General features: G+C 62.8%; 27 protein-coding genes. 9 read left to right on the top strand and 18 right to left on the bottom strand.

Features of this window, described 5'->3' with window-relative positions; all coding sequences use genetic code 11:
- Positions 1–84: 84 nt before the first annotated feature.
- Positions 85–1,686 (bottom strand): LysM peptidoglycan-binding domain-containing protein, encoded by a 1,602-nt coding sequence (locus AC5STB_RS16015; RefSeq protein WP_495443794.1) that lies wholly within the window; start codon positions 1,684–1,686, stop codon positions 85–87.
- Between the two features lie 124 nt (positions 1,687–1,810).
- On the opposite strand from AC5STB_RS16015, the gene AC5STB_RS16010 reads away from it, so the two are divergent.
- Positions 1,811–2,362 carry an LOG family protein gene (locus AC5STB_RS16010; protein WP_495443793.1) on the top strand — a complete coding sequence of 184 codons (552 nt, stop codon included), beginning with the start codon at positions 1,811–1,813 and terminating at the stop codon, positions 2,360–2,362.
- Here AC5STB_RS16010 and rarD read toward each other — a convergent pair.
- The 10 genes from rarD to AC5STB_RS15960 form a co-directional block, all read right to left on the bottom strand.
- Positions 2,299–3,210: an EamA family transporter RarD gene (gene rarD / locus AC5STB_RS16005; protein WP_495443792.1), complete on the bottom strand. Its 912-nt coding sequence runs from the start codon at positions 3,208–3,210 to the stop codon at positions 2,299–2,301. The genes AC5STB_RS16010 and rarD overlap by 64 nt on opposite strands.
- Before the next feature lie 61 nt (positions 3,211–3,271).
- Positions 3,272–3,727 carry a host attachment family protein gene (locus tag AC5STB_RS16000; protein ID WP_495443791.1) on the bottom strand — a complete coding sequence of 152 codons (456 nt, stop codon included), beginning with the start codon at positions 3,725–3,727 and terminating at the stop codon, positions 3,272–3,274.
- On the bottom strand, positions 3,727–3,927 hold the full coding sequence (locus tag AC5STB_RS15995; RefSeq protein ID WP_495443790.1) for a hypothetical protein: 201 nt from the start codon (positions 3,925–3,927) through the stop codon (positions 3,727–3,729). The genes AC5STB_RS16000 and AC5STB_RS15995 overlap by 1 nt, the downstream gene beginning before the upstream one ends.
- A 146-nt stretch (positions 3,928–4,073) precedes the next feature.
- Positions 4,074–4,673, bottom strand: coding sequence for a superoxide dismutase (locus AC5STB_RS15990; RefSeq protein ID WP_495443789.1), 600 nt, complete (start codon positions 4,671–4,673; stop codon positions 4,074–4,076).
- 219 nt (positions 4,674–4,892) lie between these two features.
- Positions 4,893–5,186 (bottom strand): hypothetical protein, encoded by a 294-nt coding sequence (locus tag AC5STB_RS15985; RefSeq protein WP_495443788.1) that lies wholly within the window; start codon positions 5,184–5,186, stop codon positions 4,893–4,895.
- Positions 5,187–5,540: 354 nt separating this feature from the next.
- Positions 5,541–6,107, bottom strand: a complete 567-nt coding sequence (locus AC5STB_RS15980; RefSeq protein ID WP_495443787.1) for a sarcosine oxidase subunit gamma — start codon at positions 6,105–6,107, stop codon at positions 5,541–5,543.
- Entirely contained in the window at positions 6,100–9,132 is a 3,033-nt protein-coding gene (locus AC5STB_RS15975; RefSeq protein ID WP_495443786.1) for a sarcosine oxidase subunit alpha family protein, read from the bottom strand. The genes AC5STB_RS15980 and AC5STB_RS15975 overlap by 8 nt, the downstream gene beginning before the upstream one ends.
- A gap of 49 nt (positions 9,133–9,181) precedes the next feature.
- Positions 9,182–9,523 carry a sarcosine oxidase subunit delta gene (locus AC5STB_RS15970; RefSeq protein ID WP_222476064.1) on the bottom strand — a complete coding sequence of 114 codons (342 nt, stop codon included), beginning with the start codon at positions 9,521–9,523 and terminating at the stop codon, positions 9,182–9,184.
- Between the two features lie 4 nt (positions 9,524–9,527).
- Positions 9,528–9,854 (bottom strand): hypothetical protein, encoded by a 327-nt coding sequence (locus AC5STB_RS15965; RefSeq protein WP_495443785.1) that lies wholly within the window; start codon positions 9,852–9,854, stop codon positions 9,528–9,530.
- A gap of 32 nt (positions 9,855–9,886) precedes the next feature.
- Positions 9,887–11,131, bottom strand: coding sequence for a sarcosine oxidase subunit beta family protein (locus AC5STB_RS15960; protein WP_495443784.1), 1,245 nt, complete (start codon positions 11,129–11,131; stop codon positions 9,887–9,889).
- A 188-nt stretch (positions 11,132–11,319) separates the two neighbouring features.
- Between AC5STB_RS15960 and ccmI the strand changes: the two genes are divergently transcribed.
- From ccmI to AC5STB_RS15945, 3 genes are read left to right on the top strand one after another with little or no spacing between them, the layout of a single operon-like run.
- Positions 11,320–12,558: a c-type cytochrome biogenesis protein CcmI gene (ccmI, locus tag AC5STB_RS15955; RefSeq protein ID WP_495443783.1), complete on the top strand. Its 1,239-nt coding sequence runs from the start codon at positions 11,320–11,322 to the stop codon at positions 12,556–12,558.
- Positions 12,555–13,028, top strand: a complete 474-nt coding sequence (gene ruvX / locus AC5STB_RS15950) for a Holliday junction resolvase RuvX (RefSeq protein ID WP_495443782.1) — start codon at positions 12,555–12,557, stop codon at positions 13,026–13,028. The genes ccmI and ruvX overlap by 4 nt, the downstream gene beginning before the upstream one ends.
- Positions 13,029–13,031: 3 nt before the next feature.
- Positions 13,032–13,265 carry a DUF1289 domain-containing protein gene (locus tag AC5STB_RS15945; protein WP_495443781.1) on the top strand — a complete coding sequence of 78 codons (234 nt, stop codon included), beginning with the start codon at positions 13,032–13,034 and terminating at the stop codon, positions 13,263–13,265.
- A gap of 219 nt (positions 13,266–13,484) precedes the next feature.
- Here the strand turns inward: AC5STB_RS15945 and AC5STB_RS15940 are convergent, their stop codons facing one another.
- From AC5STB_RS15940 to AC5STB_RS15910, 7 genes are all read right to left on the bottom strand, one after another.
- Positions 13,485–13,949: an NUDIX hydrolase gene (locus AC5STB_RS15940; protein ID WP_495443780.1), complete on the bottom strand. Its 465-nt coding sequence runs from the start codon at positions 13,947–13,949 to the stop codon at positions 13,485–13,487.
- 138 nt (positions 13,950–14,087) lie between these two features.
- Positions 14,088–14,885, bottom strand: coding sequence for a hypothetical protein (locus tag AC5STB_RS15935; RefSeq protein WP_495443779.1), 798 nt, complete (start codon positions 14,883–14,885; stop codon positions 14,088–14,090).
- Positions 14,886–14,895: 10 nt separating this feature from the next.
- A complete protein-coding gene (locus AC5STB_RS15930) occupies positions 14,896–15,750 on the bottom strand; it encodes a sulfite exporter TauE/SafE family protein (RefSeq protein WP_495443778.1) in 855 nt (284 codons plus the stop codon).
- Positions 15,751–15,837: 87 nt separating this feature from the next.
- Positions 15,838–16,839 (bottom strand): tRNA dihydrouridine(20/20a) synthase DusA, encoded by a 1,002-nt coding sequence (dusA, locus tag AC5STB_RS15925; RefSeq protein WP_495443777.1) that lies wholly within the window; start codon positions 16,837–16,839, stop codon positions 15,838–15,840.
- An 85-nt stretch (positions 16,840–16,924) separates the two neighbouring features.
- Positions 16,925–18,328 (bottom strand): TRAP transporter large permease, encoded by a 1,404-nt coding sequence (locus AC5STB_RS15920; RefSeq protein ID WP_495443776.1) that lies wholly within the window; start codon positions 18,326–18,328, stop codon positions 16,925–16,927.
- Positions 18,329–18,333: 5 nt separating this feature from the next.
- Positions 18,334–18,984, bottom strand: a complete 651-nt coding sequence (locus tag AC5STB_RS15915) for a TRAP transporter small permease subunit (RefSeq protein ID WP_495443775.1) — start codon at positions 18,982–18,984, stop codon at positions 18,334–18,336.
- Between the two features lie 82 nt (positions 18,985–19,066).
- Entirely contained in the window at positions 19,067–20,083 is a 1,017-nt protein-coding gene (locus AC5STB_RS15910; RefSeq protein ID WP_495443774.1) for a C4-dicarboxylate TRAP transporter substrate-binding protein, read from the bottom strand.
- Positions 20,084–20,256: 173 nt separating this feature from the next.
- Between AC5STB_RS15910 and AC5STB_RS15905 the strand changes: the two genes are divergently transcribed.
- The 5 genes from AC5STB_RS15905 to AC5STB_RS15885 all read left to right on the top strand — a co-directional run bounded on the left by AC5STB_RS15905 (position 20,257) and on the right by AC5STB_RS15885 (position 25,497).
- Positions 20,257–20,529, top strand: coding sequence for a hypothetical protein (locus AC5STB_RS15905; RefSeq protein WP_495443773.1), 273 nt, complete (start codon positions 20,257–20,259; stop codon positions 20,527–20,529).
- Positions 20,530–20,586: 57 nt separating this feature from the next.
- Positions 20,587–22,548, top strand: a complete 1,962-nt coding sequence (gene acs / locus AC5STB_RS15900) for an acetate--CoA ligase (protein WP_495443772.1) — start codon at positions 20,587–20,589, stop codon at positions 22,546–22,548.
- 7 nt (positions 22,549–22,555) lie between these two features.
- Positions 22,556–23,239 carry an adenylate kinase gene (locus tag AC5STB_RS15895; RefSeq protein WP_495443771.1) on the top strand — a complete coding sequence of 228 codons (684 nt, stop codon included), beginning with the start codon at positions 22,556–22,558 and terminating at the stop codon, positions 23,237–23,239.
- Between the two features lie 187 nt (positions 23,240–23,426).
- A complete protein-coding gene (locus tag AC5STB_RS15890; RefSeq protein WP_495443770.1) occupies positions 23,427–23,711 on the top strand; it encodes a DUF4212 domain-containing protein in 285 nt (94 codons plus the stop codon).
- Between the two features lies 1 nt (position 23,712).
- A complete protein-coding gene (locus AC5STB_RS15885) occupies positions 23,713–25,497 on the top strand; it encodes a sodium:solute symporter family protein (protein ID WP_495443769.1) in 1,785 nt (594 codons plus the stop codon).
- The last annotated feature ends 112 nt before the right edge of the window (positions 25,498–25,609 follow it).

The following is a 25,609-nucleotide window of genomic DNA, read 5'->3' as shown; positions in this document are numbered from 1 at the left end:
TAGACACTTTCAAATACGCACCTGTTCACGGTTTTGCGAGGGGGACGAAGAAAAAACGCGCCGCAAGGGCGCGTTTTCCTGCACTCACTCGGGGATCGCAAAGACCTGTCCGGGGTAGATCAGGTCCGGGTTGCGGATGGCGCCCTGGTTAGCCTCGAACAGCCGCACATACAGGAAACCGCTGCCGTATTTCTGTTGCGAAATCGCCCAGAGCGTATCGCCTTTCTGCACCGTCACCGCCCGCACCAGCGGCGCGGGCTGATCCGGGTCCGCATCACGCTCCGGCTTTGGCAGCAGCTCCGGCGCTTCGCGCTTGAACGGGGTTTCCAGACGGCTCACCACTCTGCCGGAGCCCGGCTCGATTTCGTCCAGCCGCAGGGTATAAACCCCCGGCGCCACATCCGCCAGGCGCCCGGTCCAGCGGCCATCCTCGGCGGCGTCCAGCTCGGCCACCGGCTGGTTGTCGACATAGATCCGCACCCGCGATTGCGGGCGCGCCCGGCCCGACAGATCCACCCCGCCAGTGCTGTTGTAGCTGATTGAATCCAGCGCCACCTCTTTGCTCAGCTCCAGATCGGCAGGCACAGCGGGCTGCACCACCTCAATCCCGTCCTGATCAGCGCGCAGCACCGCAACGGCCTGGCCTTGCGGCTGCGGCGCGACCGGCTCCGCGGCTGGCACAGGGCCTTCAGCAGTGGGTTCAGCAGCAGCATTTTCGGCCTCGCCCTGCACCGCTGGCTTGGCACCGGCTTCCGGTTCAGCCGCCGCAGCAGCCTGTTGCGTTTCCGCTGGGTCCTGTTGCACTCCGTCTGCCGCCTCTGGCGCAAGCGCGGCAACCTGTTCGCCTGCGGTGTCCTCAGACGTTTCCGCAATCTGCTGCCCCAGAGCGGCGGCAGCCGGGCTGACCGGCGCCAGGATGAAGGACGCGCCGGATGCGCTTTGTTCACCGTCATGTTCCGCCAGCAGCGTCACCACCCTGGCATCGTCACTGGGCGCGATAGAAGTCAGTGAGACGAACTCGCCGCCTGCAGGCACCTCCAGCTGCTCCACAACCTCGCCGTCGAGCAGCACCGATACCTGCACGCCCGCTTGCGCCCGGCCGGCAATCACCGCTGCTCCATCGTTGTCCACCCGCACCAGATCCAGCTCTGGCGCCTGCAGAACAAAAACGTCCTCCTTTGGCGTGCCGGTTTCCGGATCCGCCTGGGGGGCCGCTGCCGCATCCGCAGGCTCCTCCAGGGCCGTCAGCTCAGTGCTTTCCTCTGCGTCCTGCTCTGCCGCGGCCGTATCGTCAGCGGCTGTGTCACCAGTCCCCATTTCCGTTGTGTCTGCAGCAGTTACAACCTGATTTTGATCTTCAGCTGCTGCTTCGTCAGCGGCCGCCGCTTCCGGAGTCTCTGCCTCGGCCTGTTCGCTGGTGCCCGCCGTTGAAGCCTGCTCATCTTCAACGTCCAGCACAGTCCGGTTTTGCAGCGGCTGGCCGGACTCCTCGCCGTCGCCGGAAAACGCGCCGTTGCTGTTTGCCGCCTGCCCGGCCGTCTCTCCGCCCGCCACCGTGCCTTCAGGTGCCACCGTGCCAAACACGCCCAACTGGTACAGCACCACGCCGCCCACGACTACGGCTACCCCGGCAATACCGCCAAGTGTGAGGGCCCCCAGACCCCCGCTTCCAGATGCTTCCGCCATTTCATTCCCTTCGGCATATGCGGAATGTGACCTTCCGCTTAGTTGAGGGAATCTAACAACCCCGCTATCACGGGTCAAAACACCAATTGGTTTTCACCTTGATATTCCACGGAAAGGCTGGCCGATGCGCATCAAATCCGTCTGTGTCTACTGCGGCTCCCGTGCCGGGGTTCTGCCCGCCTACGCCGAAGCGGCCCGCGCATTCGGCGCTGCACTGGCTCAAAACGGGATGCGGCTGGTTTACGGCGCCGGTGATGTCGGGCTGATGGGCGAAGTCGCCCGCGCCGCGCAAAAGGCGGGCGGAGAGACCTTCGGGGTGATCCCCAGCCACTTGGAGCGGCGCGAGGTGGGAAAATCCGACCTCACCGCCTATGTGGTGACGGAGACCATGCACGAGCGCAAGAAGGTGATGCTGTGGAACGCCGACGCTGTGGTCGTGCTGCCCGGCGGCGCCGGCTCGCTGGATGAGCTGTTCGAGGCGCTGACCTGGCGCCAGCTGGGCCTGCATTCCAAGCCGATCGTGATCCTGAACACCGAAGGCTACTGGGACAAACTGCGCAGCCTTTTGGAGCACGTCGCAGGCCAGGGCTTTGCTGGCCGGGAAACCCTGGACTACCTGATCTGGGCCGAGACGCCCGTGGCCGCCATCGCTGCCCTGCGCGATGCCCGCTCCTGACTTAGGGCTGAGAAGGAAAACACCGCGACCGCGCTCCAGATTAGCGCAAAGGCGGTGCCGTGCCAAGGGGTGAAAGGCTCGGCAAAGATCAGCACCGCCACCAGAAACTGCAGCGTCGGGTTCAGGTACTGCAGCACGCCCACGGTGCCCAGCCGTACCCGGCGGGCAGCATAAGCAAACAGGATCAGCGGCAGGCCGGTCAAAATGCCGGAAAACATAAGCATCACCGCATCCCGGGCACCGCCCAGAAAACCGGCGCCGCCGGTCATCCCGATGATACCCAGCGCGACCGGCAACAGCAGCGTAACCTCGGCAGTCACAGACACCACCGGCCCCAGTGGTAATTGTTTTTTAACAACTCCGTACAGGGCAAAGCTAAAGCTCAGCGCCAGCGGTATCCAGGGGGCCGCCCCCAGCCCGAAGGACAGCACCGCCACGGCAAGGCCTGCGAGGCATACCGCCACGCCCTGCGACAGCGTCAGCCGCTCGCCGAAGGCCAGACGTCCCAGCAGCACGCTCAGCAGCGGAAAAACGTAATAACCAAGGCTCGCCTCTGTCGCATAGCCCAGCTGCACAGCCGAGATGAAGATAAACCAGTTGAGCGAAATCATCGCCGAGGCAAACGCCAGCAGCAGCGCGCTGCGGCGGGTGGAAAGCGCCGCCCCCAGCTCAGCGATGCGGCCCTGGCACAGCAGCACGATGGCAAAAAACACAAAGGACCACAGCGCCCGGTGGGACAGCACCTGCTCCGGCGGCACATGCGACAGCGCCTTGTAATAGATGCCGGAAAGCCCCCAGACAGTGCAGGAGGCAAGGAGTGCCAGAACGCCTTTTTGTGCTTCGCCCATCAACTGCTCCTGCCCGGCTTCCAGTTCACAGACACCGGGCAGGAGCGCAGGTCAACCCTGGTCAGCTGTCTTGCAGCGCTTCCTTGACCAGTTCTTCAATCTTGCTGAGTTCGTGGCCGGTCAGGTTTTTGCTGATCTCGCCGACCACGCAGTCAGAGACTTCCTTGTGGAGGTTCTTGCGCAGTTCCCCCAAGACCTCCGGAGCGGCCACCAGAACCAGCTTCTCGAAGTCGCCGCGGTGGGCCATCTCATAAAGCTTGTCGGACAGGTCCTTAGCAAACCGCTCCTTCGCCAGTTCGTGCCAATCCGTGTCGCCAACCGCTGAGCGGTGCACGCTGGGACCGTCGTTGAAGCGCCCTGGCCGGTTTGCCGACTGCTCCCGGTCGGGCGGGTTGTCCTGCTCGTCCTTGCGGCGCACCTGCAGATACGGGTCGTCCCCGTCCACGGTGTTTTCCAGAAACAGCGCCTTTTCGCTGTCAGCCACCAGAACAAAAGTGCCATGGGAAAGCCGGGTCATCATTTCTCCTCCTGCTCGTTTGACTTTTGCACCCGGGTGGCGCCCGCCGGGCGTTCCTTGGCGCGTTTTTCCTCGTCTTCACTGCCGATTTCCCGCGCCAGCCTGCCACCGGTGCGCCCGCCGTGGGCAACACTGCCCTCCTCGCCCAGTATGTCCTTGGTTTCGCGGTGTCCGTCCTTGGACCTTTTGCGTTCAGCCATGGTCGTCCTCCTTTCGTACAAAAGACCAACGCCCGAAGCCCGCCCGGCGTTCCGTGCGAAACACAGCAGAACGGCATTCATGCCGCATGAAAAAACCCGCCGGAAAATTCCGGCGGGCCTGTATAAGCCAGTTTGCGGCCTTTGCCTTACATGCGCGAGGCGACGTTTTCCCAGTTCACCAGGTTGTCGAGGAAGTTCGACAGGTAGGCCGGGCGCTTGTTGCGGAAATCGATGTAATAGGAATGTTCCCACACGTCGCAGCCCAGCAGCGCAGTCTGGCCGAAGCACAGCGGGTTCACGCCGTTCTCGGTTTTGGTGACTTTCAGGCCGCCGTCGGTGTCCTTGACCAGCCAGGCCCAGCCGGAGCCGAACTGGCCTGCGCCCGCGGCGGAGAACTCTTCCTTGAACTTCTCGACGGAACCGAAGCTGTCCGTCAGCGCCTTTTCCAGCTCGCCCGGCATCTTGCTTTCGCCCGGGCCCATCATTTCCCAGAACTGGTTGTGGTTCCACAACTGCGAGATGTTGTTGAAGATGCCGTTCTGGGCCACTGCACCGGCGTCGTAGGTGCCTTTGATGATTTCTTCCAGCGACTTGCCGTCCCATTCGGTGCCGGCGATCAGCTTGTTGCCGTTGTCGACATAGGCCTTGTGGTGCAGGTCGTGGTGGTATTCCAGGGTCTCGGCCGACATGCCTTTGCCGGCCAGCGCGTCATGTGCATAAGGAAGATCGGGAAGTTCAAAAGCCATTTGGGCCCCCTGTGAAATAAGTTTGCGTTCCTGTGCAGATACATGCTGTGTGCGCGCTATCAGGTCAAGGGGCGAAGGTGTGGATTTCGCGCAGGGCACATGTGCACTTCCGACAAAAAGATCTGTGCCGCCAAACTGCAGCCTTCCCACTTATCACTTGCGCCGTCTTCGCATCAGACTAGTCGATGGCCTGTCTTGTAACGCTAGCTACAAACAGCGTCACCATTCAGCCCTCGGCTGCAGACCAACCTCATGCCGTGCCAGCAGCGACAGGCTGTTTTCGGTTCTGCAAGTTCCCTTGCCGCGCGGCAGTTTGGTGTGGGGACTCTTTTTACCCGCCTGCAGACTCAACTTCAGGTTCGCCGTATTTAGAACCGCGCGGAACCGCCGGCGGGGTTTTCCGGGTTCGGAATAGACAGCCAAATCGGGCAACGACCAGTTCAGCGCATAGGAGGTCTGGCTCTGCTGCACCACTTTGGCCTGCACAGGCACACCAAAGGCCAGGTCGGTCACCTGCGCAGAGCGGTAGTCATCGGATATATGGAATGTGACCTGGCTGGGTATCCAATCCGATCCGGAAATCGGTGTCAGGCTGCAGTGAAAGGTTGTCCCTGCCATGGCCGCCGCCCCGGCGGCCGTAAAAGCCAGAGCCAAAGCTCCGCGTAGTGGCATACTCATAAGCCGCTCCCTGAAACAACTGCACAGGACTACCTCCCCCCACAGGAAACAGCCTTAATTCAACCGCTTGCACTTTGCGCAATTGGTGAACCCAGAAACGGGGCGCCGAACAGAAAGGTGCCCCGGAGGGTCTCCAAGGCACCGTAAATGACGCGCAAAGGCGTCACAAGCAGAAAGCGAGTGAAAATTTTAATAAACACCCACTTTACTTTGCGGATGTGCTGCTGCGCTCATCAGTTTGAACACATATTCACCGACCGAACGGAAGCACACGATGTAGAAGTTGCCGTCCTCGTTCAACCAGAAGGCACCCGCCACCTGTGCCAGCCGCGAACGGCGGAACTGGCCCGGCTTGAAGGCCGCAGCGTCAAAATCCACCGGGCTCACTTTGCCCATCACTTCGCGCGCGCCCTCGCCCGACAGGCGGAAGAAGGCACGGGCGTCGGAGACGTTCACCGCCAGCGCATGCTCGCCCTTCAGCGCCTCGGACACCTCGGCGGTCTTGGCAACCGCGTCCTCATAAGGGACCAGCAGCAGCAGCTCGTCCGGGGACATCCAGGCAGCAGCGCCGTTTTCGGCGGCCGAGATGGAGCCTTGTGCCGGAACCTCGGCACCGGTGGCGGCTTTGACAGCCGCCTTCAGCGCCGATGAGCCCAGATCGCCGCGCAGGGTGATCATACCCTGCAGTCCGGCATCCTCGACGGTCGCCAGCCCCGAAAAACGGGCGCCGTTCAGTACGGAAACAGCCTTAGACATTCTGCTTCTCTCCATCCTTGTCGTAGAAGACCGCATCGACGATCTTGGCTTTATAGGTCTTGCCGTCAGTGCCCGGGAACTCGATCACTTCGCCCATCCGCTTGGGGCCGTGCTTGATCAGGCCCATGGCGATGCCGCGGCCCAGGGTCGCGGAATGATAGGTCGAGGTCACCCGGCCGATCACATTGCGCTGGCCGTTGGCATTGATGCCTTCACCCACCGCATAGGCGCCGTCGGGCAGCACAGAGCCATCGACCGATTCCAGGCCAACCAGCTGCCAGCGGTCCGGATCGACCATGTGCGAACGCTGCTGTGCGCGCTTGCCCAAGTAGTCTTCCTTCTTCTTGGACAGCGCCCAGTGCAGACCCAGATCCTGCGGGATCACGGTGCCATCGGTCTCGTCGCCGATCATGATGAAGCCCTTCTCGGCCCGCAGGATGTGCAAGGTCTCGGTGCCATAAGGCATGACGCCGAATTCCTTGCCTGCCTCCATCAGCGCATCCCAGAATGCCTGGCCCTCAGAGGCCGCAACCGCGATCTCATAGGACAGCTCGCCCGAGAAGGAGATCCGGTAAGCACGGGCATCAAACCCGCCGATCTTGCCGTCACGCCATTCCATGAACGGCAGCGCCTCTTTCGAGACATCCATGCCGCCGCCTGCGCCTGCGTTCAGCTTTTCCAGCACCTTGCGGGCGTTGGGGCCGACCACTGCGATCTGGGCATACTGCTCGGTCACGTTGGCGACATAGACCTTCATGTCCCACCATTCGGTCTGCAGCCATTCTTCCATCCAGCCGTGAATACTTTCTGCACCGCCGGTGGTGGTGTGGCACAGGAAGGTGTCCTCGTCGATGCGGGCAACCACACCGTCGTCCATCAGGAAGCCGTTCTCGTTGCACATCAGGCCATAGCGGCATTTGCCGACCTTCAGCGTGGACATCATGTTGGTGTACAGCATGTCCAGGAACTTGCCTGCGTCGGGGCCCTTGACCACCAGCTTACCCAGGGTCGAGGCGTCCAGCAGGCCCAGGTTCTCGCGGGTGTTCTTCACCTCGCGGTTCACCGCGGCATGACGGTCCTCACCGGGCTTGGTGATGGCGAACGGGCGGCGCCACTGGCCAACCGGTTCCCAATCCGCGCCGTTCTTGTCCATCCAGTCGTAGATCGGCGTCTTGCGCACCGGCTGGAAGATCTCGGCACGCGCCTCGCCGGCGATCGCCCCGATGGAAATCGGATGGTACGGCGGACGGAAGGTGGTGGTGCCCACCTGCGGGATTTCCGAATTCAGGCTGTCCGCCAGAATGGCCAGGCCGTTGATGTTGGACAGCTTGCCCTGGTCGGTGGCCATGCCCAGCGTGGTGTAACGCTTGGTATGCTCGACGCTTTCGTAGCCTTCGCGCGCAGCCAGCTGCACGTCCGACACTTTCACGTCGTTCTGATAGTCCAGCCAGGACTTCATGCGCAGCTTGATATCCGCCTTGGCGGGCATCAGCCAGACCGCTTGCATCTGCGCTTCGGCTTCAGACTCGCCCTTGGCAGCCGCCACGGATTTCGCTGGGAAGCCAGCCGCTTCAGCCGCTTTCGCACCAGCAGCCGCTGCGTCTTCCAGCAGCGCGCCCAGGCCGAACTCGCCGTTCGCGGCACCAGCCGGAACCACAAAGCCCTGACCGTTGTCGCCCAGCGGCGGACGCGAGGCATCGGGGCGGAAGTTGGCGTTTTTCTCGTCCCAGATCAGCTTGCCGCCGCAGTGGGACCACAGGTGCACCACCGGCGACCAGCCGCCGGACATTGCAACCGCGTCTGCTTCAACCTCTTCACGGGCTCCGCCTTCGCCGTTCTGGGCGCAGATGGCGACCTGGGTCACGCATTTGCCGTCCTTCACCTTGGCGATGGCACGGCCCAGCTCAACCCGGATGCCCTTCTCGCGGACCGCTTCCATCAGCGCGCCGCCGCCGGTTTCGCGGGTGTCGACCACGCGCACCACTTCGACGCCTGCATCATGCAGCACCAGCGCAGTGCGGTAGGCATCGTCGTTGTTGGTGGCAACCACAACTTTCTGCCCCGGGTTCACGCCCCAGTTCACCACATAGTCGCGCATCGAGGCCGCCAGCATCACGCCGGGCACATCGTTGCCGGCAAAGGACAGCGGGCGTTCAATGGCACCGGTTGCGGTGACGATCTGGGAGGCACGGATCCGCCACAGACGGTGGCGCGGGCCGCCCTGGCCCGGGGCGTGGTCGGTCAGGCGTTCATAGCCCAGGGCATAGCCGTGGTCATAAACGCCGGAGCCCATGCAGCGGTCGCGCAGGGTGACGTTGTCCATGGCCTTCAGCTCTTCCAGGGTCTTCTCAATCCAGACCTCGGGCGCTTCACCGTCGATGGTGCCGCCGTCGACCGGCGCGCGGCCGCCCCAGTGGCTGTTCTGCTCCAGCACCAGAACCTTGGCGCCGGTGGCCGCAGCCGCCTTGGCCGCCTGCAGGCCGGCGACGCCGCCGCCGATGACCAGCACGTCTGCAAAGAAGTAGAAATGCTCGTAAGTGTCGGCGTCCTTCAGCTCCTTGTCAGGCGCTGCGCCCAGACCTGCGGACTTGCGGATGATCGGCTCATAGACGTGCTTCCACAGCGGACGCGGGTGGATGAACATCTTGTAGTAGAAGCCGGCGGTCAGGAAACGCGACAGCTTGTTGTTCACCGCCAGCACGTCGAACTCCAGGCTCGGCCAGTGGTTCTGCGACTGCGCGGTCAAACCCGAGAACAGCTCGGTGGTGGTGGCGCGCTGGTTCGGCTCGTAGCGGTCGCCCACGCCCAGCTGCATCAGCGCATTGGGCTCTTCCGAACCGGATGCGACAACACCGCGCGGACGGTGGTACTTGAACGAGCGGCCCATCATCACCTGGCCGTTGGCCAGCAGTGCGGATGCGAGCGTATCGCCGGCAAAACCCTTCATGGACTTGCCGTTGAAAGTGAAGGCGATCTGTTTGGAGCGGTCGATCAGCCGGCCGTGCTTGGCAAGACGCGTGCTCATGTGCGCAGACCTTTCAAAAGAAAAGCGGATGTTTCAGTCAGGCGGCGGATCATTTCTGACCGTCCGAAAATTCGCGCCAGGTCCAGCCCGGGCGTTTGGCAGCGATCTTGTCCAGGATCTCCTGCGTCGGCACGCTGGTCTGTGCGGTGTAGGTGCCAAAGACCTCCAGCGTCATGGTGCAGCGGGCAGCGTGGAACCACTTGCCGCAGCCGTTGGCATGGCGCCAGCGTTCAAAGTGAACGCCTTTGGGGTTTTCGCGCATGAACAGGTAGTCATGGAACTCATCATCCGAGGAGCCGGGGCCATAGCGCTTCAGATGCGCTTCGCCGCCCGCGGCCAGTTCGGTTTCTTCGGCTTTGACGCCGCAGTATGGGCATTCAAGGATCAGCATTATTTCATCCTTTTGTAAGAGCCATGTACATCAGAATTGAAAGCAGAACGAAAAGTGATGGAATCCTTGTCCACATCTTAACGCCTGCAATGACACGCTCTTTTTCAACAATCATCGGCTCAAGTTTGATTTCTAACTCTGTTTGTATCTCCGCAAGAGAGAGAGCCAGAACACAGGCAAACGAGAGGCCAACAAGCCAAGGGTCAGATATGAAATCTGTCACTCGGGCCAATTGAGTAACAACGACCAAAACCCCAAACATCCCCAGCGAGTAGTAGGTTCTCGGGCGATGATCTGCGATAAGCCAAGAAGCCTTCGCAGCATCGCTCATCAGTCTGATTGGGGCGTTCGCAGGAATCTTCATCAGTGTGCCACGCCTGCAGCAACGCTCTCGTCGATGAACTTGCCTTCTTTGAAGCGGTTGATCGAGAACTCCTCGGTCAGCGGCGAGTGGCCGGTGGCCATCAGTTCTGCCATCGCCCAGCCCGAACCAGGGATGGATTTAAAGCCGCCGGTGCCCCAGCCGCAGTTGATGAAGCAGTTCTGAACCGGGGTCTTGGAGATAATCGGCGAGCGGTCGCCGGTCACATCCACGATGCCGCCCCACTGGCGCAGCATCTTCAGGCGGCTGACCATCGGGAAGGTTTCGACCAGGGCGCGCACGGTTTCCTCGATATGGTGGAACGAACCGCGCTGGGTGTAGTTGTTGAACCCGTCGGTGCCGCCGCCAATAACCATCTCGCCCTTGTCCGACTGGGACATGTAGCCGTGCACGGTGTTGGCCATCACAACCACATCCATGCAGGGTTTGATCGGCTCGGACACCATCGCCTGCAGGGCTACGGATTCCATCGGCAGACGGAAACCCGCCATTTCCGACAGAACAGACGCGTTGCCTGCAACAATCATGCCGATCTTGTCGCAGTCGATCGGGCCCTTGGTGGTGTCGACACCCACAGTGCGGCCGTTCTCGGTGCGAACGCCGGTGACTTCGCATTTCTGGATGATGTCCATGCCCATGTCGGAGCACGCACGCGCATAGCCCCAGGCCACGGCATCGTGGCGGGCGGTGCCGCCGCGTTCCTGCCACAGGCCGCCCAGCACGGGATAACGGGGGCCGTGCAGGTTGATGATCGGCACCAGTTCCTTGACGCGCTCAGGCGAAATCCACTCGGTCGGCACACCCTGATGCTGGTTGGCATGCGCGGTCCGCTTGTAGCCGCGGATCTCATGCTCGGTCTGCGCCAGCATGATCACGCCGCGCGGGCTGAACATCACGTTGTAGTTCAGATCCTGCGACATGGTTTCATACAGGCTGCGCGCCTTTTCATAGATCGCAGCCGAAGGATCCTGCAGGTAGTTCGAGCGGATGATTGTGGTGTTCCGGCCCGTGTTGCCGCCACCCAGCCAGCCTTTCTCGATGATTGCGACATTGGTAATGCCGAAGTTCTTACCCAGGTAGTAGGCAGTGGCAAGGCCATGCCCGCCCGCGCCCACGATGACGACATCGTAGTGGCGTTTGGGTTCCGGCGAGCGCCAGGCGCGCTCCCATCCGGTGTGATAGCGCAGGGCTTCCCGCGCAACAGCAAAGACTGAATAGCGTTTCATGAGCGAATCCGATGGTTCGTGTCTGATAGCGGGTATGCCCGAAACGCATGGCCGGCCAGTGCCGTTTATCGCCCTGTTTCTGCTATATTGCGACATATCCAAATGACGCATTGCAGCAGCCCGCGGCAGTTTGGCTCTTTTGTTCACCCGCCCTCGCATATAGATGAAGACCAAACTTCGGAGACGGCATGGTTTTCTGGACAGTCACCGCCCTAATCGCCTTTGCGGCAGCACTGCTGCTGGCAATGATCATCATCCGCGCGCGGGAGCAAGGCGAGCCTGCCGCGGCCTACGACCTGCGGGTCTACCGCCAGCAATTGCGCGAAGTCGACAAGGATCTGGCCCGCGGCGTGATCGTTGAGGCGGACGCCGATCGCATCCGCACCGAAATCTCCCGCCGCATCCTGGCCGCCGACGCGCTGCTGCAAAAACGCAAGTCCGGCCACTCCCAGCCCCGCGCCCTGTCGCTGGGCTTTGCCATTGCGACCGCGCTGCTGATCACGGGCGGCACCCTGGGTCTGTACTGGCAGCTCGGCGCGCCGGGCTATGGCGACCTGGGCCTGCAAGACCGCATCCGCCTGGCAGGCGAGCGCGCCGAAAGCCGTCCCTCCCAGGCAGAAGCTGAGGGCGAAGTGCCAGCGATTGCAAACCCGCAGGTGGACGAGGGCTACCTCCAGCTGGTCGAACAACTGCGCAAAACCGCAGGCGAGCGTGAAAACGATGCCCGCGGCCAGGCCCTGCTGGCCCAGCACGAGGCGAACCTTGGCAACTTCAAGGCCGCCTATGAGGCCAAGACCAGCTACATCCGTCTGGCCCAAGGCAAAGTGAACGCCCGCGACTTCACCGAACTGGCCGAGCTTAAGATCATGGCGGCCGGCGGTTATGTCTCGCCCGAGGCGCAGACCGACCTGCAAAAAGCCCGCGCCATCGACCCCACGCACGGGCCAGCCCGCTATTACTGGGGCCTGATGCTGGGCCAGATCGGCCGCCCGGACCTCGCCTACCGCGAATGGGCCGCAACCCTGCGGGACGGCCCGGCGGACGCGCCTTGGGTCAAGGGCATCCAGGGCCAGATCGAAGAAATGGCCTTCCGCGCCGGTGTCGAATACCGGCCCATCACGCCTGGCGGCGGCACCGCCCCCGCCCTGCCCGGCCCCAGTGCTGAAGACATGGCCGGCGCCGGCGAGCTTTCCGCTGAAGAGCAGCAGGAGATGATCCGCGGCATGGTCACCCGCCTGTCGGACCGGCTGGCGACCGAAGGCGGCAGCGCCGAGGAATGGGCCCGCCTGATCGGCGCCCTGTCGGTGCTTGGCGAAACTGAACGCGCCCGCACCGTCTATGACGAGGCCCGCAGCGCCTTTGTAGCCGACGCAGACGCGCTGGCGCTTTTGGAAACCATCGCCGCCCAGGCAGGGATTGCAGAATGATTCACGACGCCTTTGAAGACTTCGCCGCCGCCCTGCCGCCAATGAGCGCGCTGATGGGGCTGGACCTGGGCACCAAGACCATCGGCGTCGCCGTCTCCGACCGCATCGGCGCGGTGGCGACACCGCTGGAAACTGTGAAGCGCAAGAAATTCTCCCTGGACGCCGCGCGCCTCCTGGAGATCATTCAGGCACGCGACATCAGCGGCATCCTTCTGGGCCTGCCCCGCAACATGGACGGAAGCGAAGGCCCCCGCTGCCAGTCCACCCGCGCCTTTGCCCGCAACCTGGGCCAGCTCACCGATCTGCCGATCAGCTTCTGGGACGAGCGCCTCAGCACCGTGGCGGCAGAAAAAGCGCTTCTTGAAGCAGATACGACACGCAAACGCCGCGCAGAGGTTATCGACCACGTCGCGGCCTCCTATATTCTTCAAGGCGCATTGGACCGGATGCGGCATTTGAAGAACGGGTGAATGATGACTGACGACGTTTGGAAACGGGACGAAATCCAGTCCCCCTGCATCAAGATCTGCGTCGTCCACCCCGAGGCCCGCATCTGCACCGGCTGCTACCGCTCTATCGACGAAATCCGCGACTGGTCCAAGATGACCAATGACGAGCGCGCCACCATCATGAACGACCTGCCCGCCCGCGCCAGCAAACTGGTCAAGCGCCGCGGCGGCCGCGGCGCAAGGTTAAAGCGCAGCTAAGCATGTCGCTCAAAAGTGGGAACCGGTATTGAGATTCCCGGACATGCGTTATCAAAAAGGCAACGCGGCGCGCGGTGAGGTAACTGCTTGTCAATCATGCGGAATAACTACTGACCCAATGTTTCGCGCGCGAAACATTTAGGCAAGATTGCTGACCTATTTCCAAGCACAAGCACCAACTTACCACTCGCACGCATCCATCCGTACCGGAAGCAATGCTCAGGAATTTGAGATCAATAGGTGTTTCGTTGGGTCGCGTTTGACAAACTCATCTTCTATCCAGCGCAAAACCCGTCTTTGACCACCAAAGGCAACCATTTCAACAGCCCTGTCAAAACTCACCCACTGAAAATCACTGTGCTCACTGTTGAGTGAAACCGTCGCCTCACCGTCAATAAATGCCACAAATACAGGGGCTACCGCTATTTCATCCCTTGCAGCCACATAGAACTGTTCAAAGGTATCCGCTGAATAAAGCAAAGTTGGTTTCAAGCCAGTTTCTTCATCCAACTCGCGTAGAGCCGCCTGCCAAGCTGTTTCGCCGTTCTCAATCGACCCGGACACCTGGCACCACTCACCAATTAACGTCTCGTTCCTTTTGAGAAGGAGAACTTCAGTTCGCGTACCAACCTTGCGGATTGCAACAAGAGATACGAGGAAAGCTCGGACTTGAATTTCGGGCAAGGTAATTTCCTATCTCTTTCACTATTGAAGTGAAACGGGGGCTCAATCACATCCAACTTGCATATTCTTAAGGCGCGACCAGTTCTGTCGGCTAAAGGAAATCCCTTTGCCGCCTATTGGAAAATCAAGTCTCAGCACCTACCCCTCCGCCAGCCACCCTTTGGTCCAATCCGCCAGCTCAGGCCGGAAATAGGCGATCATGCGCCCCTCTTCCGGTGCGCTGGCTCCCTCACCCCAGGGTGCAACCCCGTGCAGGCAGAGCCGGTGCATCAGGTAGCTTTCGCCGGGTTTGGCATGCACCGTGATCCGCGGGCAGGTCTCGAACACCTCGGCGCGGGCAGCGGTATAGGCATCGGTCACATCCACATCCGCCCAGTCCTGCGGCGGCACGCCCTCGAACGCGGCGGCAAAGGCGCGGCGCATGATCCTGTGGCTGCCTTCCCAGATCACCAGCGGCGCGGCATCGGGGCTGCTTTCATTCAGTGGGATGCCCAGCACCCAGGCATGCGGCTCCTCCACCTTGCGGCGGCGGTGCTCGCCGAACATTTTCACCCCGTCCACATGCGCCGCATCGCGTTTGATGCGGTAGCGGAAGGCGGCCTCGCCCTCGCCCGGACGCGGCCGCGGATAGCCGGGAAAGACCGAAGACACCTGCGCCCGGTGCAGGTCCGGGATCGCGCCAAGGTTCTGCGTGATAAATTCCACCGGCGTCCCGGCCAGCGGCGGTCCATCAGGCAAACGCCCCCGCGCATCATTCGGCAGGGCATCAACCCCGATGAACCAGGTGCGCTCGCACTGGAACCACTCGGCACAGGCCGGATCATCCAGCGACCGGATGCCGTGGCGCAGCGCATCCGCGGCCCAGGCGGCGACCTGCGGGTCAGGGGCAAAGCGCACCCAGCCCTTGTCTTGAAACTGCGAGAACAGCTTTTCCATGTTCACGTCCTCAATACCCAAAAGCCTTGCGCAGCATGTTCAGCGCCACCAGCACCAGGAAGGCTCCGAACACCCGCTTCAGCGGCTTCGGGTCCATCGCATGGGCCAGCTTCACCCCCCAGGGCGCGGTAATCAGCGTCATTGCAATCACGATGAAAAACGCCACCAGATTAACTGCGCCGATGGTGAAAGGCGGCCGCGTGGCCGGGTCCACATCCAGCAGCAGGAAACCGGCGACCGACGGCACCGCGATGATCACGCCGAACCCGGCGGCGGTCGCCACCGCCCGGTGCACCGCTACACCGTGCAGCGTCATCAGCGGCACCCCGAAGCTGCCGCCGCCAATCCCCATCAGCACCGACAGGAAGCCAACCGCAGGCGACAGCGCCATGCGCCTGGCGCCCTTGGGCATCGCTTCGGCCAGCCGCCACTCAGACCGGCCCAGTCCCAGGTAACAGCCGATGATCAGCGCCAGCCCGCCAAACACGCCCTGCAGAACGGTGGAGCGCAGGGCAGAGGCCGCCAGCACGCCGACAATCGCCCCCAGAGCAATGCCAATCCCCCAGCCCCGCAGGATCTCCCAATCCACTGCACCTTTTTTGTTGTGGCTCAGGACAGAGCACAGCGAGGTCACGATAATCGTCGCCAGCGAGGTCGCCAGGCAAATCTGCATCAGCTGTGCACCGCCATAGCCAAGGGTCTGGAAGGCATAGAAAAAGGCCGGCACCAGCACAATGCCGCCGCCAACGCCCAAAAGCCCCGCCAGCACACCGGCAAAACCGCCGATCACCACCAGCAGCGCTGCCATCTGCATCAGCAGCGCAGGTTCCGGCCACAGAGCGGCTGTCACGGCAGGATCGGTCATGCGGGGCACCTCGGGCTTTTGCGTCTGCGGCAAAGGGTTAGCCGCCGCTTCCGGCATGCACAAGGCAATAGCGTATGAGGCACCGCGTCACGCCGCCGCGCGGCGCTCCACCTGTGCCAGGGCCTCCAGCACCAGCTCCGGTCCGGCTCCGGCCCGGCAGGCGCCCTCGGACAGCATCCGCCGCCACTGCCGCGCCCCGGGCTTGCCCGCGAACAGCCCCAGCATGTGCCGGGTGATCTGGTTCAGCTTGGCGCCTTCGGTCAGGCGGGCCTCGATATAAGGCAGCATCTGCCGCACTGCCGCGCCCGGATCGCTCACAGCACCCGTGCCGTAAATCTCCGGGTCGGCTGCACACAGCACATCGGCCGGCTGGTGATAGGCCGCGCGCCCCACCATTACCCCGTCCAGACCGCGGTCCAGGTGCGCCTTGGCCTCTGCCAGCGTGGCAATGCCGCCGTTGATCGAGACATGCAAGTCGGGGAACGCTGCCTTCATCCGGTGCACCAGGTCATAATCCAGCGGCGGAATGTCCCGGTTCTCCTTCGGCGAAAGCCCCTGCAGCCAGGCCTTGCGGGCGTGGATCGTCACCCGGGTGCAGCCGGCCGCGCGGATCTTGTCCAGGAAATCCGGCAGCACCTGTTCCGGCTCCTGCTCATCAACCCCGATGCGGCATTTCACAGTGACTTCCACATCCACTGTTTCCCGCATCGCAGCAACGCAATCTGCCACCAGCTCCGGCGTCTGCATCAGCACCGCGCCAAAGGCACCGGATTGCACCCGGTCGCTGGGGCAACCGCAGTTGAGGTTGATCTCGTCATAACCCGCATCCGCCCCCAGCCGTGCGGCTTCCGCCAGCTCAGCCGGATCGGAGCCGCCCAGCTGCAGCGCCACTGGGTGCTCTTGCGGATTGAACTCCAAAAGATGCAGCGCCCCGCCCCGCACCAGCGCCGGCGCCGTCACCATCTCGGTATAAAGCAGCGTCTGACGGCTCAGCAGCCGGTGCAGATAGCGGCAGTCGGACGTTGTCCAGTCCATCATAGGCGCCACGCTCAAACGCGCGGCCTGGTGCAGGGGGGCAAAATCTCTCATGCCGCGCCATATAGGCCCTGCGCCGCCGTCTGCCAAGCTGATCTGCTTTGGTAAGCCCTGAGCGCCCTTCCCTTGCGCTCGCAGTCTAGCCCGCCAACGACGGCAGGTAGAGCACAATCCCCGGGAAGGCGACCAGCAGCGCAATTGTCACGCCATCGGCAATGAAGAACGGCGTCACCCCCCGGAACACGTCCTGCACGCTCAGGTCATCGCGTACACCTGCCACCACAAAGCAGTTGAGGCCGATGGGCGGGGTGATCAGGCAGAACTCGGCCATTTTCACCACCAGAATGCCGAACCAGATCGCGCACATCGTGCCGCTCATGCCAAAGGCGCTGTCCGCGGCGGCCACGCTTTCGCCGCCATTCAGCGCCATCACCGCCGGGTAGACGACCGGCAGGGTCAGCAATAGCATCCCGATGGCGTCCATGAACATCCCCAGCACCGCATAGGCCAAGAGAATGCAGATCAGGATCAGCATCGGCGACATCTCAAGCGCGGTGATCCAGTCGGAGAACGCCCCCGGCAGGTCCGCAAAGCCGAGGAAGCGCACATAGATCAGCACGCCCCAGATGATGGTGAAAATCATCACGGTGAGCTTGGCGGTCTCCAACAGGGCAGACTTCAGTTCCGCCCATTTCATCCCTTCCTTCAGCGCATAGAGAAAAACGATGAAGGCCCCGATGGCGCCGCCTTCGGTCGGGGTGCCCCAGGCATCGCCGCCGAAGGGGTTGTAGACAAAGCAGATGATGATCACGACCACCAGCACGATGGGCAGCGCGCCGGGCAGCGCCGCGAACCTCTGACCCCAGGTGAACCCCTTGACCGGGGGGCCGACGCTTTTGAAGATCACCGCGATGCCGACGATCAGCAGCCCGTAGACCACGGCCGAAAAGGCGCCGGGGATAAAGCCCGCCAGCAACAGCTTGCCCACATCCTGTTCGACGATGATGGCATAGATCACCAGAATGGCAGAGGGCGGGATCAGCGACGCCAGCGTGCCGCCTGCCGCCACAACCCCGGCGGCAAAGCGTTTGTCATAGCCGATTGCCAGCATCTCCGGGATGGCGATGCGGGCAAAGACAGCGGAAGTTGCGACCGAGGCGCCCGACACCGCGGCAAAGCCTGCGGTGGCAAAGACGGTGGAGACCGCAAGCCCGCCCGGCAGCCAGGCGATCCAGCGCTTGGCGGCAACGAACAGCGCGCGGGTCAGGCCTGCGTAATAGGCGAGATAGCCGATCAGGATGAAGGTCGGAATAAGGCTCAGCGCCTGGCTGGAGACCTTGGAATGCGGCACCTGGCCCGCGGTCTTGACCGCAATGGTCAGGGCCTTGCCGAACCGGCCCGGGTCGTAGCCGAACTTGGCCCAGAAGATCCAGATAAGGCCCGCAAGCCCCGCCAGACCGGCCGCAAAGGCCACCCGCATCCCCAAGACCACCATGGCCAGCAGGCCGCCCGTGACCCACAGGCCGATTTCAATCGGTTCCATCTGCCTTACCCCTGCCCGCTGCCATTTGTGTCATGGCCATGCATCTGATCCGCCTCAGCCGCCGCCTGCTCTGCCGCGCTCTGGATCAGCGGCACCGCCACCGGCGCGTCCAGCCCCAGCAGCAGCGCCCGCCCGTAGCCCCAGACCTGCAGCACCAGCCGCAAGGCCAGCACCGCAAAGGCCACCGGCGCCAGCAGCTTGGCAGGCCAGATCGGCAGGCCGATGTCGATGGAACTGTCGCGGCTCCACATCGGCGCGGCAAAATCGAAGGAGCGCAGGAAATGCGACCAGCTGCCCCAGACCAGCGCCAGGATTAGCAGAAGGATCAGCAGCACCGAGACCAGCTCGAACAGCCACAGCGCCCGGCCGCGCAAAGCACCGATGAAAATGTCCATGCGGATATGGCCGCCCTGGCGCTGCACATAGGCGATACCCATAAAGGCAATCAGCGGCATGATCTGTTCGATCCAGTCAACATAGCCGGGCAAGGGCGCGTTGATGGCGTTGCGCCCGCCGACTGAGACCACCGCTAGGATCATCAAGGAAAACACCGCTATGCCGCTCAGCAGCGCCAGCAGCTGCTCTGCCTTGAGCAATCCCCTGTCCAGCCTGCTGATCAGGCTGCCATCCTCCAGCACCGCCGCGCTGCCTGCCATGCCCTGCCCCCGTCATTTCCATATCGTCAAAGACAGAAAGGGCCGGTGCAGTCCTGCCCGGCCCCTTCATGATGTGTCAGGCTCAACTGCCAGAGCGGTGATCGCTCAGCGTCTTCTGCACCAGGTCATACAGCTCCTGCGCCGGCAATCCTTGCGCGCTCATGTCCTCGATCCACTTGGCGCGGATCGGATCGGCGGCCACCTTGCGGAACTCGGCCAGCTGGTCGTCGGAGATCATCACCTTTTCGACGCCCTTTTCTTCCAGCACGCCGTCCCACTTGGTCAGCAGCGCGCCGTAGTTGTCCAGGTAATGGGCAATCGCCTCCTCGACAGAACTGTCCAGCGCTTCGCGCTCGGCGTCGCTCAGGGCGTCATAGGCATCCGTGTTGACCACCACCGGGCAGTTCACGGTGCCGGGGTTCAGGTTGGCGGTCCACCAGTCGGCCTTGTTGATGGTGCCAAAGCTGAGATGCGCGTGCTGGGCAAAGGCGACGGTGTCCACCACGCCGGATTCCATCGCGTTATAGGCCTCGGTCGCGGTCACCGAAGTCGGCACTGCGCCAACAGCAGAGAACGCCTGGCCGATGCCGCCGGTGGCGCGCACGCGCATGTCCTTGAACTCTGCCAGCTCATCGCGCGGCGCGCCGGTGCCGACGATATTGTACTGCGGCATCGGCGAGGTCATCAGCAGCTTGGCGTTCCAGCGCGCCAGATCCGCCTGAACTGCCGGGTGGCCGTAAACCGCGTGGCTCACCGCAACTTCCTCCTCCAGCGTGTTCACACCCAGGAACGGCAGTTCCAGCACGGTGATCGAGGGGTTCTTGTCGCGGTGGTAGCCGGCGCAGAACTGCGCCATCTCAAATGCGCCGATGGAAATACCGTCGAGGTTTTCCTTGTTCTTCGACAGGCCGCCATAACTGATGTTCAGGGTGAACTCGCCGCCGGTCTTCTCGCTGACCAGCTCTGCCAGCTTTTCCACATGTTCGGTAAAGGCGCGACGCTTGCCCCAAAGGGACACGTTCCATTCGGTGGCCGCAGCCTCTCCTGCGATTGCAAAGCCAGCGGCAGCCGCCACGGCGGCAGTCAGAATTTTATTCATGATGTAACTCTCCCGAATTGCGCCCTTTTTACCCCGGCAATGGCCCGGAGAGGTGCGCTTGGCGGTCAGGCTAGCCGCTTGCCCGCGCCCTGCCAACCCCTGCGGCGGAAGTGTTACGCAGCGACTCGCGCCGGGCGCGCAACCGGGGATGGAATCCTGCCGCCGCGCCCGGGATGGCACAATATGCCGCAGCACTGCCGCAGCATGTTTCCGCCAACAGCGCCGCAGCACCGCGTTTCCACAGGAACAGCCGCCGCAAAATCCGCCCAAAACCGTTTACAGGCAAGTCCTTGTTTTTGCGCATTCTGAAAACTGGACACGCCAGGATCTTTACAATTTTTACAGGTCTGCGGAAATTCGTTCACAAGCAAATGCTTAAAAACCGGTCAGTTATTCACAAATTTTCAGCCTGCAGTATTATCAGTGCTCAGGAGGAAACGGTTTGACAGCCACGGCACAGCGTTGTCGTTTGTCTTGCCAATGAATTTCTGGGAGGAAACTGAATGAACGCGCTGCACGCAGACGCTGTCTATCCGCCGTCGGACGAAACCGTTGCCCGCGCGCATGTGAATGCCGCCAAATACCAAGAGATGTATGAGGCCTCGCTGTCCGATCCCGAAGGCTTCTGGGGCGAAGAGGGCAAGCGCATCGACTGGATCAAGCCCTTCACCCAAGTGAAGGACGTGAACTACAACTTCGGCAATGTCTCGATCAACTGGTATCCCGACGGCACCCTGAACGTCAGCGCCAACTGCATCGACCGCCACCTGGAAACCCGCGGCGACCAGACCGCGATCATCTGGGAACCGGACAGCCCGGAAGAAGACGCGCAGCACATCACCTACAAGGAGCTGCACCGCCGCACCTGCCGGATGGCCAACATCCTGGAATCGATGGGTGTGCGCAAGGGCGACCGGGTGGTGATCTACCTGCCAATGATCCCCGAAGCGGCCTATGCCATGCTGGCCTGCGCCCGCATCGGCGCCATTCATTCGATTGTCTTCGCCGGCTTCTCCCCCGACGCGCTGGCGGCCCGCATCAACGGCTGCGACGCCAAGGTGATCATCACCGCGGATGAGGCCCCCCGCGGCGGCCGCAAGACCCCGCTGAAGTCGAACGCAGACGCAGCCCTCTTGCACACCAAGGACAGCGTGAAATGCCTGGTGGTCAAACGCACCGGCGGCCAGACCACTTGGGTTGACGGCCGCGACTACGACTACAACGAGATGGCGCTGGAAGCGGATGATTATTGCGCACCCGCCGAAATAAACGCCGAGGATCCGCTGTTCATCCTCTACACCTCCGGCTCCACCGGCCAGCCCAAGGGCGTTGTGCACACCTCCGGCGGCTACCTGACCTATGCCGCGATGACCCATGAGATCACCTTTGATTACCACGACGGCGACATCTACTGGTGCACCGCGGACGTGGGCTGGGTCACCGGCCACAGCTATATCGTCTACGGCCCGCTGGCCAATGGCGCCACCACGCTAATGTTTGAGGGCGTGCCGACCTACCCCGATGCCTCCCGCTTCTGGCAAGTCTGCGAAAAGCACAAGGTCAACCAGTTCTACACCGCCCCTACCGCCCTGCGCGCACTGATGGGCCAGGGCAACGAATGGGTCGAGAAATGCGACCTGTCCTCCCTGCGCACCCTGGGCACCGTGGGCGAGCCGATCAACCCGGAGGCCTGGAACTGGTACAACGAGGTTGTCGGCGGCGGCAAATGCCCGATCGTCGACACCTGGTGGCAGACCGAAACCGGCGGCCACCTGATGACCCCGCTGCCGGGCGCCCATGCGATGAAGCCGGGGGCTGCGATGAAACCCTTCTTCGGCATCCAGCCGGTGGTTCTGGACCCGCAGTCGGGTGTCGAGATCAGCGGCAACGGCGTCGAGGGCGTCCTGTGCATCAAAGACAGCTGGCCGGGCCAGATGCGTACCGTCTGGGGCGACCATGAGCGGTTCGAGAAGACTTATTTCTCCGACTACAAGGGCTACTACTTCACCGGCGACGGCTGCCGCCGCGACGAGGACGGCGATTACTGGATCACCGGCCGCGTCGATGACGTGATCAACGTCTCCGGCCACCGCATGGGCACCGCTGAGGTCGAAAGCGCACTGGTGGCCCACGCCGCCGTGGCCGAGGCCGCCGTGGTCGGCTACCCGCATGAGATCAAGGGCCAGGGCATCTACTGCTATGTGACCCTGATGAACGACCGCGAGCCGTCTGATGAACTGCTGAAGGAACTGCGCGCCTGGGTCCGCACCGAAATCGGCCCGATTGCCTCGCCAGACGTCATTCAATGGGCACCCGGCCTGCCGAAAACCCGCTCCGGCAAGATCATGCGCCGCATCCTGCGCAAGATTGCCGAGAACGATTTCGGCTCGCTTGGCGACACATCGACCCTTGCCGATCCGTCGGTGGTCGAAGATCTGATCGAAAACCGCGCGAACAAGGGGTGATAGACACATGAATATGGCAGTCATGACCCGCCCCGCCGTTCTGATCCTGCTGGGGCCTCCGGGCGCCGGCAAGGGCACCCAGGCGCGGATGCTTGAGGAAAAATTCGGCTATGTGCAGCTGTCGACCGGCGACCTCCTGCGCGAGGCAGTTGCCGCCGGCACCCCGGCCGGCCTTGCCGCCAAAGCGGTGATGGAAGCAGGCCAGCTGGTCAGCGATGAAATCGTGATCAACATCCTGCGCGACCGTCTGGCAGAGCCGGACTGCGCCAAGGGCGTGATCCTCGACGGCTTCCCCCGCACCACCGTGCAGGCTAAGGCACTGGACGGCCTGCTGGCGGAAACGAACCAGAAGATCAACGCCGCGATCAGCCTGGAGGTGGACGACGCCGCGATGGTCGACCGTATCTCCGGCCGTTACACCTGCGGCGGCTGCGGCGAGGGCTATCACGACAGCTTCAAGCAGCCTGCGGAGGCCGGCAAATGCGACAAATGCGGCGGCACCGAAATGAAGCGCCGCGCCGATGACAATGCAGAAACCGTTGCCAGCCGGCTGGAGGCCTATCACGCGCAGACCGCGCCGCTGATCGCCTACTACGGCGGCAAGGGCGTGCTGCAAACAACAGATGCCATGGGCGGTATCGACGACATCGCCCAGGACATGGCGGCCATTGTGACAAGGGCCACCAGCTAACGACCAAGAAACGGGGCCTGCCCTGACCCGGCAGGACCCCGTCCCCGGACATTGGAATACCCGTCGGACCTGCCTTGGCAGACCGGAGGAGTCATGCCTGCGCGCCCTTAACCCCGGCAGCAGGCAAACGGAGGAGGTCTGCCCTGCACCCCGCAAGGCAGACATGGAGGAAAAAGGAGGAGCCGCGATGGCGGACCAATCCACAAACGCCGCAAAGGCCGCAGAAGCCGATAAGGGCTACTGGGCGGCCAATGTGCGCATCATTCTCGTGAGCCTGGTAATCTGGGCTGTTGTTTCATTCGGCTTCGGCATCCTGCTGCGCCCGATGCTTGCGGGCATCAAGGTCGGCGGCAGCGATCTGGGCTTCTGGTTCGCCCAGCAAGGCTCAATCCTGGTGTTCCTGGGGCTGATCTTTTTCTACGCGTTCCGGATGAACAAGCTGGACCGCGAATACGGCGTGGAGGAAGAATAAGATGGACCAGTTTACCATCAACCTGCTGTTTGTGGGCGCATCTTTCGCGCTCTACATCGGCATCGCGATCTGGGCCCGCGCGGGCTCCACATCGGAATTCTATGCCGCCGGCCGGGGCGTCCACCCGGTCACCAACGGCATGGCCACCGCAGCCGACTGGATGTCGGCGGCGTCTTTCATCTCGATGGCGGGCCTCATTGCCTTCACCGGCTATGACAACTCCACCTTCCTGATGGGCTGGACCGGCGGCTACGTGCTGCTGGCGCTGCTGCTTGCGCCCTACCTGCGCAAGTTCGGCAAGTTCACCGTCTCCGAATTCATCGGCGACCGGTTCTATTCGCCCACCGCGCGCGTGGTGGCTGTGATCTGCCTGATCGTTGCCTCGACCACCTATGTGATCGGCCAGATGACCGGCGTCGGCGTGGCCTTTGGCCGCTTCCTGGAGGTCTCCAACACCACCGGTTTGCTGATCGGCGCCTGTGTGGTGTTCGCCTACGCCGTGTTCGGCGGTATGAAGGGCGTGACCTATACCCAGGTGGCCCAGTACTGCGTTCTGATCATGGCCTACACCATCCCGGCCATCTTCATCTCGCTGCAGTTGACCGGCAACCCGGTCCCGGCCCTGGGCCTGTTCGGCGACCACGCTGCAAGCGGCGAGCCGCTGCTGACCAAGCTGGACGCCATCGTGACCGAGCTTGGCTTCAACGAGTACACTGCGCATCACTCCGACACCTTCAACATGGTGCTGTTTACGCTCTCGCTGATGATCGGCACCGCGGGCCTGCCCCACGTGATCATGCGTTTCTTCACCGTGCCCCGCGTGGCTGATGCCCGCTGGTCGGCCGGCTGGGCGCTGGTGTTCATCGCGCTTCTGTACCTGACCGCCCCGGCAGTTGGCGCCATGGCCCGCCTCAACATCACCGAAATGATGTGGCCCAATGGCGGCATTGAAGGCGGCGCCGTGACCGTGCAGCAGATCGAGAACGATCCGCAGTACGACTGGATGGCGACCTGGCAGCAGACCGGCCTTCTGGGCTGGGAAGACAAGAACGGCGACGGTGCGATCCAGTACTACAACGACCAGAACGCCGATCTGCAGGCCACCGCCGAAGCCAACGGCTGGGCCGGCAATGAGCTGACCAACTTCAACCGCGACATCCTGGTTCTGGCCAATCCTGAGATTGCCAACCTGCCCAGCTGGGTGATCGGCCTGGTGGCCGCAGGCGGTTTGGCGGCGGCGCTGTCCACCGCTGCGGGCCTGTTGCTGGCGATCTCCTCGGCTGTCAGCCACGACCTGATCAAGGGCTCGATCAATCCGAACATCTCGGAAAAGGGCGAGCTGCTGTCAGCCCGTATCGCCATGGCCGTGGCCATCGCGGTGGCAACCTACCTGGGTCTGAACCCGCCGGGCTTTGCCGCGCAGACCGTGGCGCTGGCGTTCGGCCTGGCCGCTGCCTCGATCTTCCCGGCGCTGATGATGGGCATCTTCACCAAGGTGAACAACAAGGGCGCCGTGGCCGGCATGCTGGCAGGTCTTATCGTGACCCTGGTCTACATCTTCCTGCACAAGGGCTGGCTGTTCATCCCTGACACCAACTCCTTCACCGATGCGGACCCGCTTCTGGGCACCATCAAATCCACCTCCTTCGGTGCGGTTGGTGCGATGGTTAACTTTGCGGTGGCCTTCCTGGTGTCGAAATCGACCGAGGCAATCCCCGCCGAGATCGAAGAGCTGGTCGAAAGCGTCCGCATCCCGCGCGGCGCCGGCGCCGCACAGGACCACTAACCTCCCCTGGGCGGGCTGCCACCCGGCGGCCCGCCTCTTTCCTCATGGTCCCGTCTGGTGTTTCACTGGCGGGGCCATTTTTTCCTGACTGCCCGGCAATCCGGGCTGCTGC

This window comes from Leisingera sp. CC-HEC093, assembly GCF_059429195.1.
Note: the sequence above shows the minus strand (reverse complement) of the source record. Positions and strands in the feature narration are given on the sequence as shown.

Excerpts from the sequence above, each read along its gene's own strand:
- AC5STB_RS16015 (WP_495443794.1), bottom strand. The coding sequence starts at position 1,686 with ATGGCGGAAGCATCTGGAAGCGGGGGTCTGGGGGCCCTCACACTTGGC.
- AC5STB_RS16010 (WP_495443793.1), top strand. The coding sequence starts at position 1,811 with ATGCGCATCAAATCCGTCTGTGTCTACTGCGGCTCCCGTGCCGGGGTT.
- rarD (WP_495443792.1), bottom strand. The coding sequence starts at position 3,210 with ATGGGCGAAGCACAAAAAGGCGTTCTGGCACTCCTTGCCTCCTGCACT.
- AC5STB_RS16000 (WP_495443791.1), bottom strand. The coding sequence starts at position 3,727 with ATGACCCGGCTTTCCCATGGCACTTTTGTTCTGGTGGCTGACAGCGAA.
- AC5STB_RS15995 (WP_495443790.1), bottom strand. The coding sequence starts at position 3,927 with ATGGCTGAACGCAAAAGGTCCAAGGACGGACACCGCGAAACCAAGGAC.
- AC5STB_RS15990 (WP_495443789.1), bottom strand. The coding sequence starts at position 4,673 with ATGGCTTTTGAACTTCCCGATCTTCCTTATGCACATGACGCGCTGGCC.
- AC5STB_RS15980 (WP_495443787.1), bottom strand. The coding sequence starts at position 6,107 with ATGTCTAAGGCTGTTTCCGTACTGAACGGCGCCCGTTTTTCGGGGCTG.
- AC5STB_RS15975 (WP_495443786.1), bottom strand. The coding sequence starts at position 9,132 with ATGAGCACGCGTCTTGCCAAGCACGGCCGGCTGATCGACCGCTCCAAA.
- AC5STB_RS15970 (WP_222476064.1), bottom strand. The coding sequence starts at position 9,523 with ATGCTGATCCTTGAATGCCCATACTGCGGCGTCAAAGCCGAAGAAACC.
- AC5STB_RS15965 (WP_495443785.1), bottom strand. The coding sequence starts at position 9,854 with ATGAGCGATGCTGCGAAGGCTTCTTGGCTTATCGCAGATCATCGCCCG.
- AC5STB_RS15960 (WP_495443784.1), bottom strand. The coding sequence starts at position 11,131 with ATGAAACGCTATTCAGTCTTTGCTGTTGCGCGGGAAGCCCTGCGCTAT.
- ccmI (WP_495443783.1), top strand. The coding sequence starts at position 11,320 with ATGGTTTTCTGGACAGTCACCGCCCTAATCGCCTTTGCGGCAGCACTG.
- ruvX (WP_495443782.1), top strand. The coding sequence starts at position 12,555 with ATGATTCACGACGCCTTTGAAGACTTCGCCGCCGCCCTGCCGCCAATG.
- AC5STB_RS15945 (WP_495443781.1), top strand. The coding sequence starts at position 13,032 with ATGACTGACGACGTTTGGAAACGGGACGAAATCCAGTCCCCCTGCATC.
- AC5STB_RS15935 (WP_495443779.1), bottom strand. The coding sequence starts at position 14,885 with ATGGAAAAGCTGTTCTCGCAGTTTCAAGACAAGGGCTGGGTGCGCTTT.
- AC5STB_RS15930 (WP_495443778.1), bottom strand. The coding sequence starts at position 15,750 with ATGACCGATCCTGCCGTGACAGCCGCTCTGTGGCCGGAACCTGCGCTG.
- dusA (WP_495443777.1), bottom strand. The coding sequence starts at position 16,839 with ATGAGAGATTTTGCCCCCCTGCACCAGGCCGCGCGTTTGAGCGTGGCG.
- AC5STB_RS15920 (WP_495443776.1), bottom strand. The coding sequence starts at position 18,328 with ATGGAACCGATTGAAATCGGCCTGTGGGTCACGGGCGGCCTGCTGGCC.
- AC5STB_RS15915 (WP_495443775.1), bottom strand. The coding sequence starts at position 18,984 with ATGGCAGGCAGCGCGGCGGTGCTGGAGGATGGCAGCCTGATCAGCAGG.
- AC5STB_RS15910 (WP_495443774.1), bottom strand. The coding sequence starts at position 20,083 with ATGAATAAAATTCTGACTGCCGCCGTGGCGGCTGCCGCTGGCTTTGCA.
- AC5STB_RS15905 (WP_495443773.1), top strand. The coding sequence starts at position 20,257 with ATGGCACAATATGCCGCAGCACTGCCGCAGCATGTTTCCGCCAACAGC.
- acs (WP_495443772.1), top strand. The coding sequence starts at position 20,587 with ATGAACGCGCTGCACGCAGACGCTGTCTATCCGCCGTCGGACGAAACC.
- AC5STB_RS15895 (WP_495443771.1), top strand. The coding sequence starts at position 22,556 with ATGAATATGGCAGTCATGACCCGCCCCGCCGTTCTGATCCTGCTGGGG.
- AC5STB_RS15890 (WP_495443770.1), top strand. The coding sequence starts at position 23,427 with ATGGCGGACCAATCCACAAACGCCGCAAAGGCCGCAGAAGCCGATAAG.
- AC5STB_RS15885 (WP_495443769.1), top strand. The coding sequence starts at position 23,713 with ATGGACCAGTTTACCATCAACCTGCTGTTTGTGGGCGCATCTTTCGCG.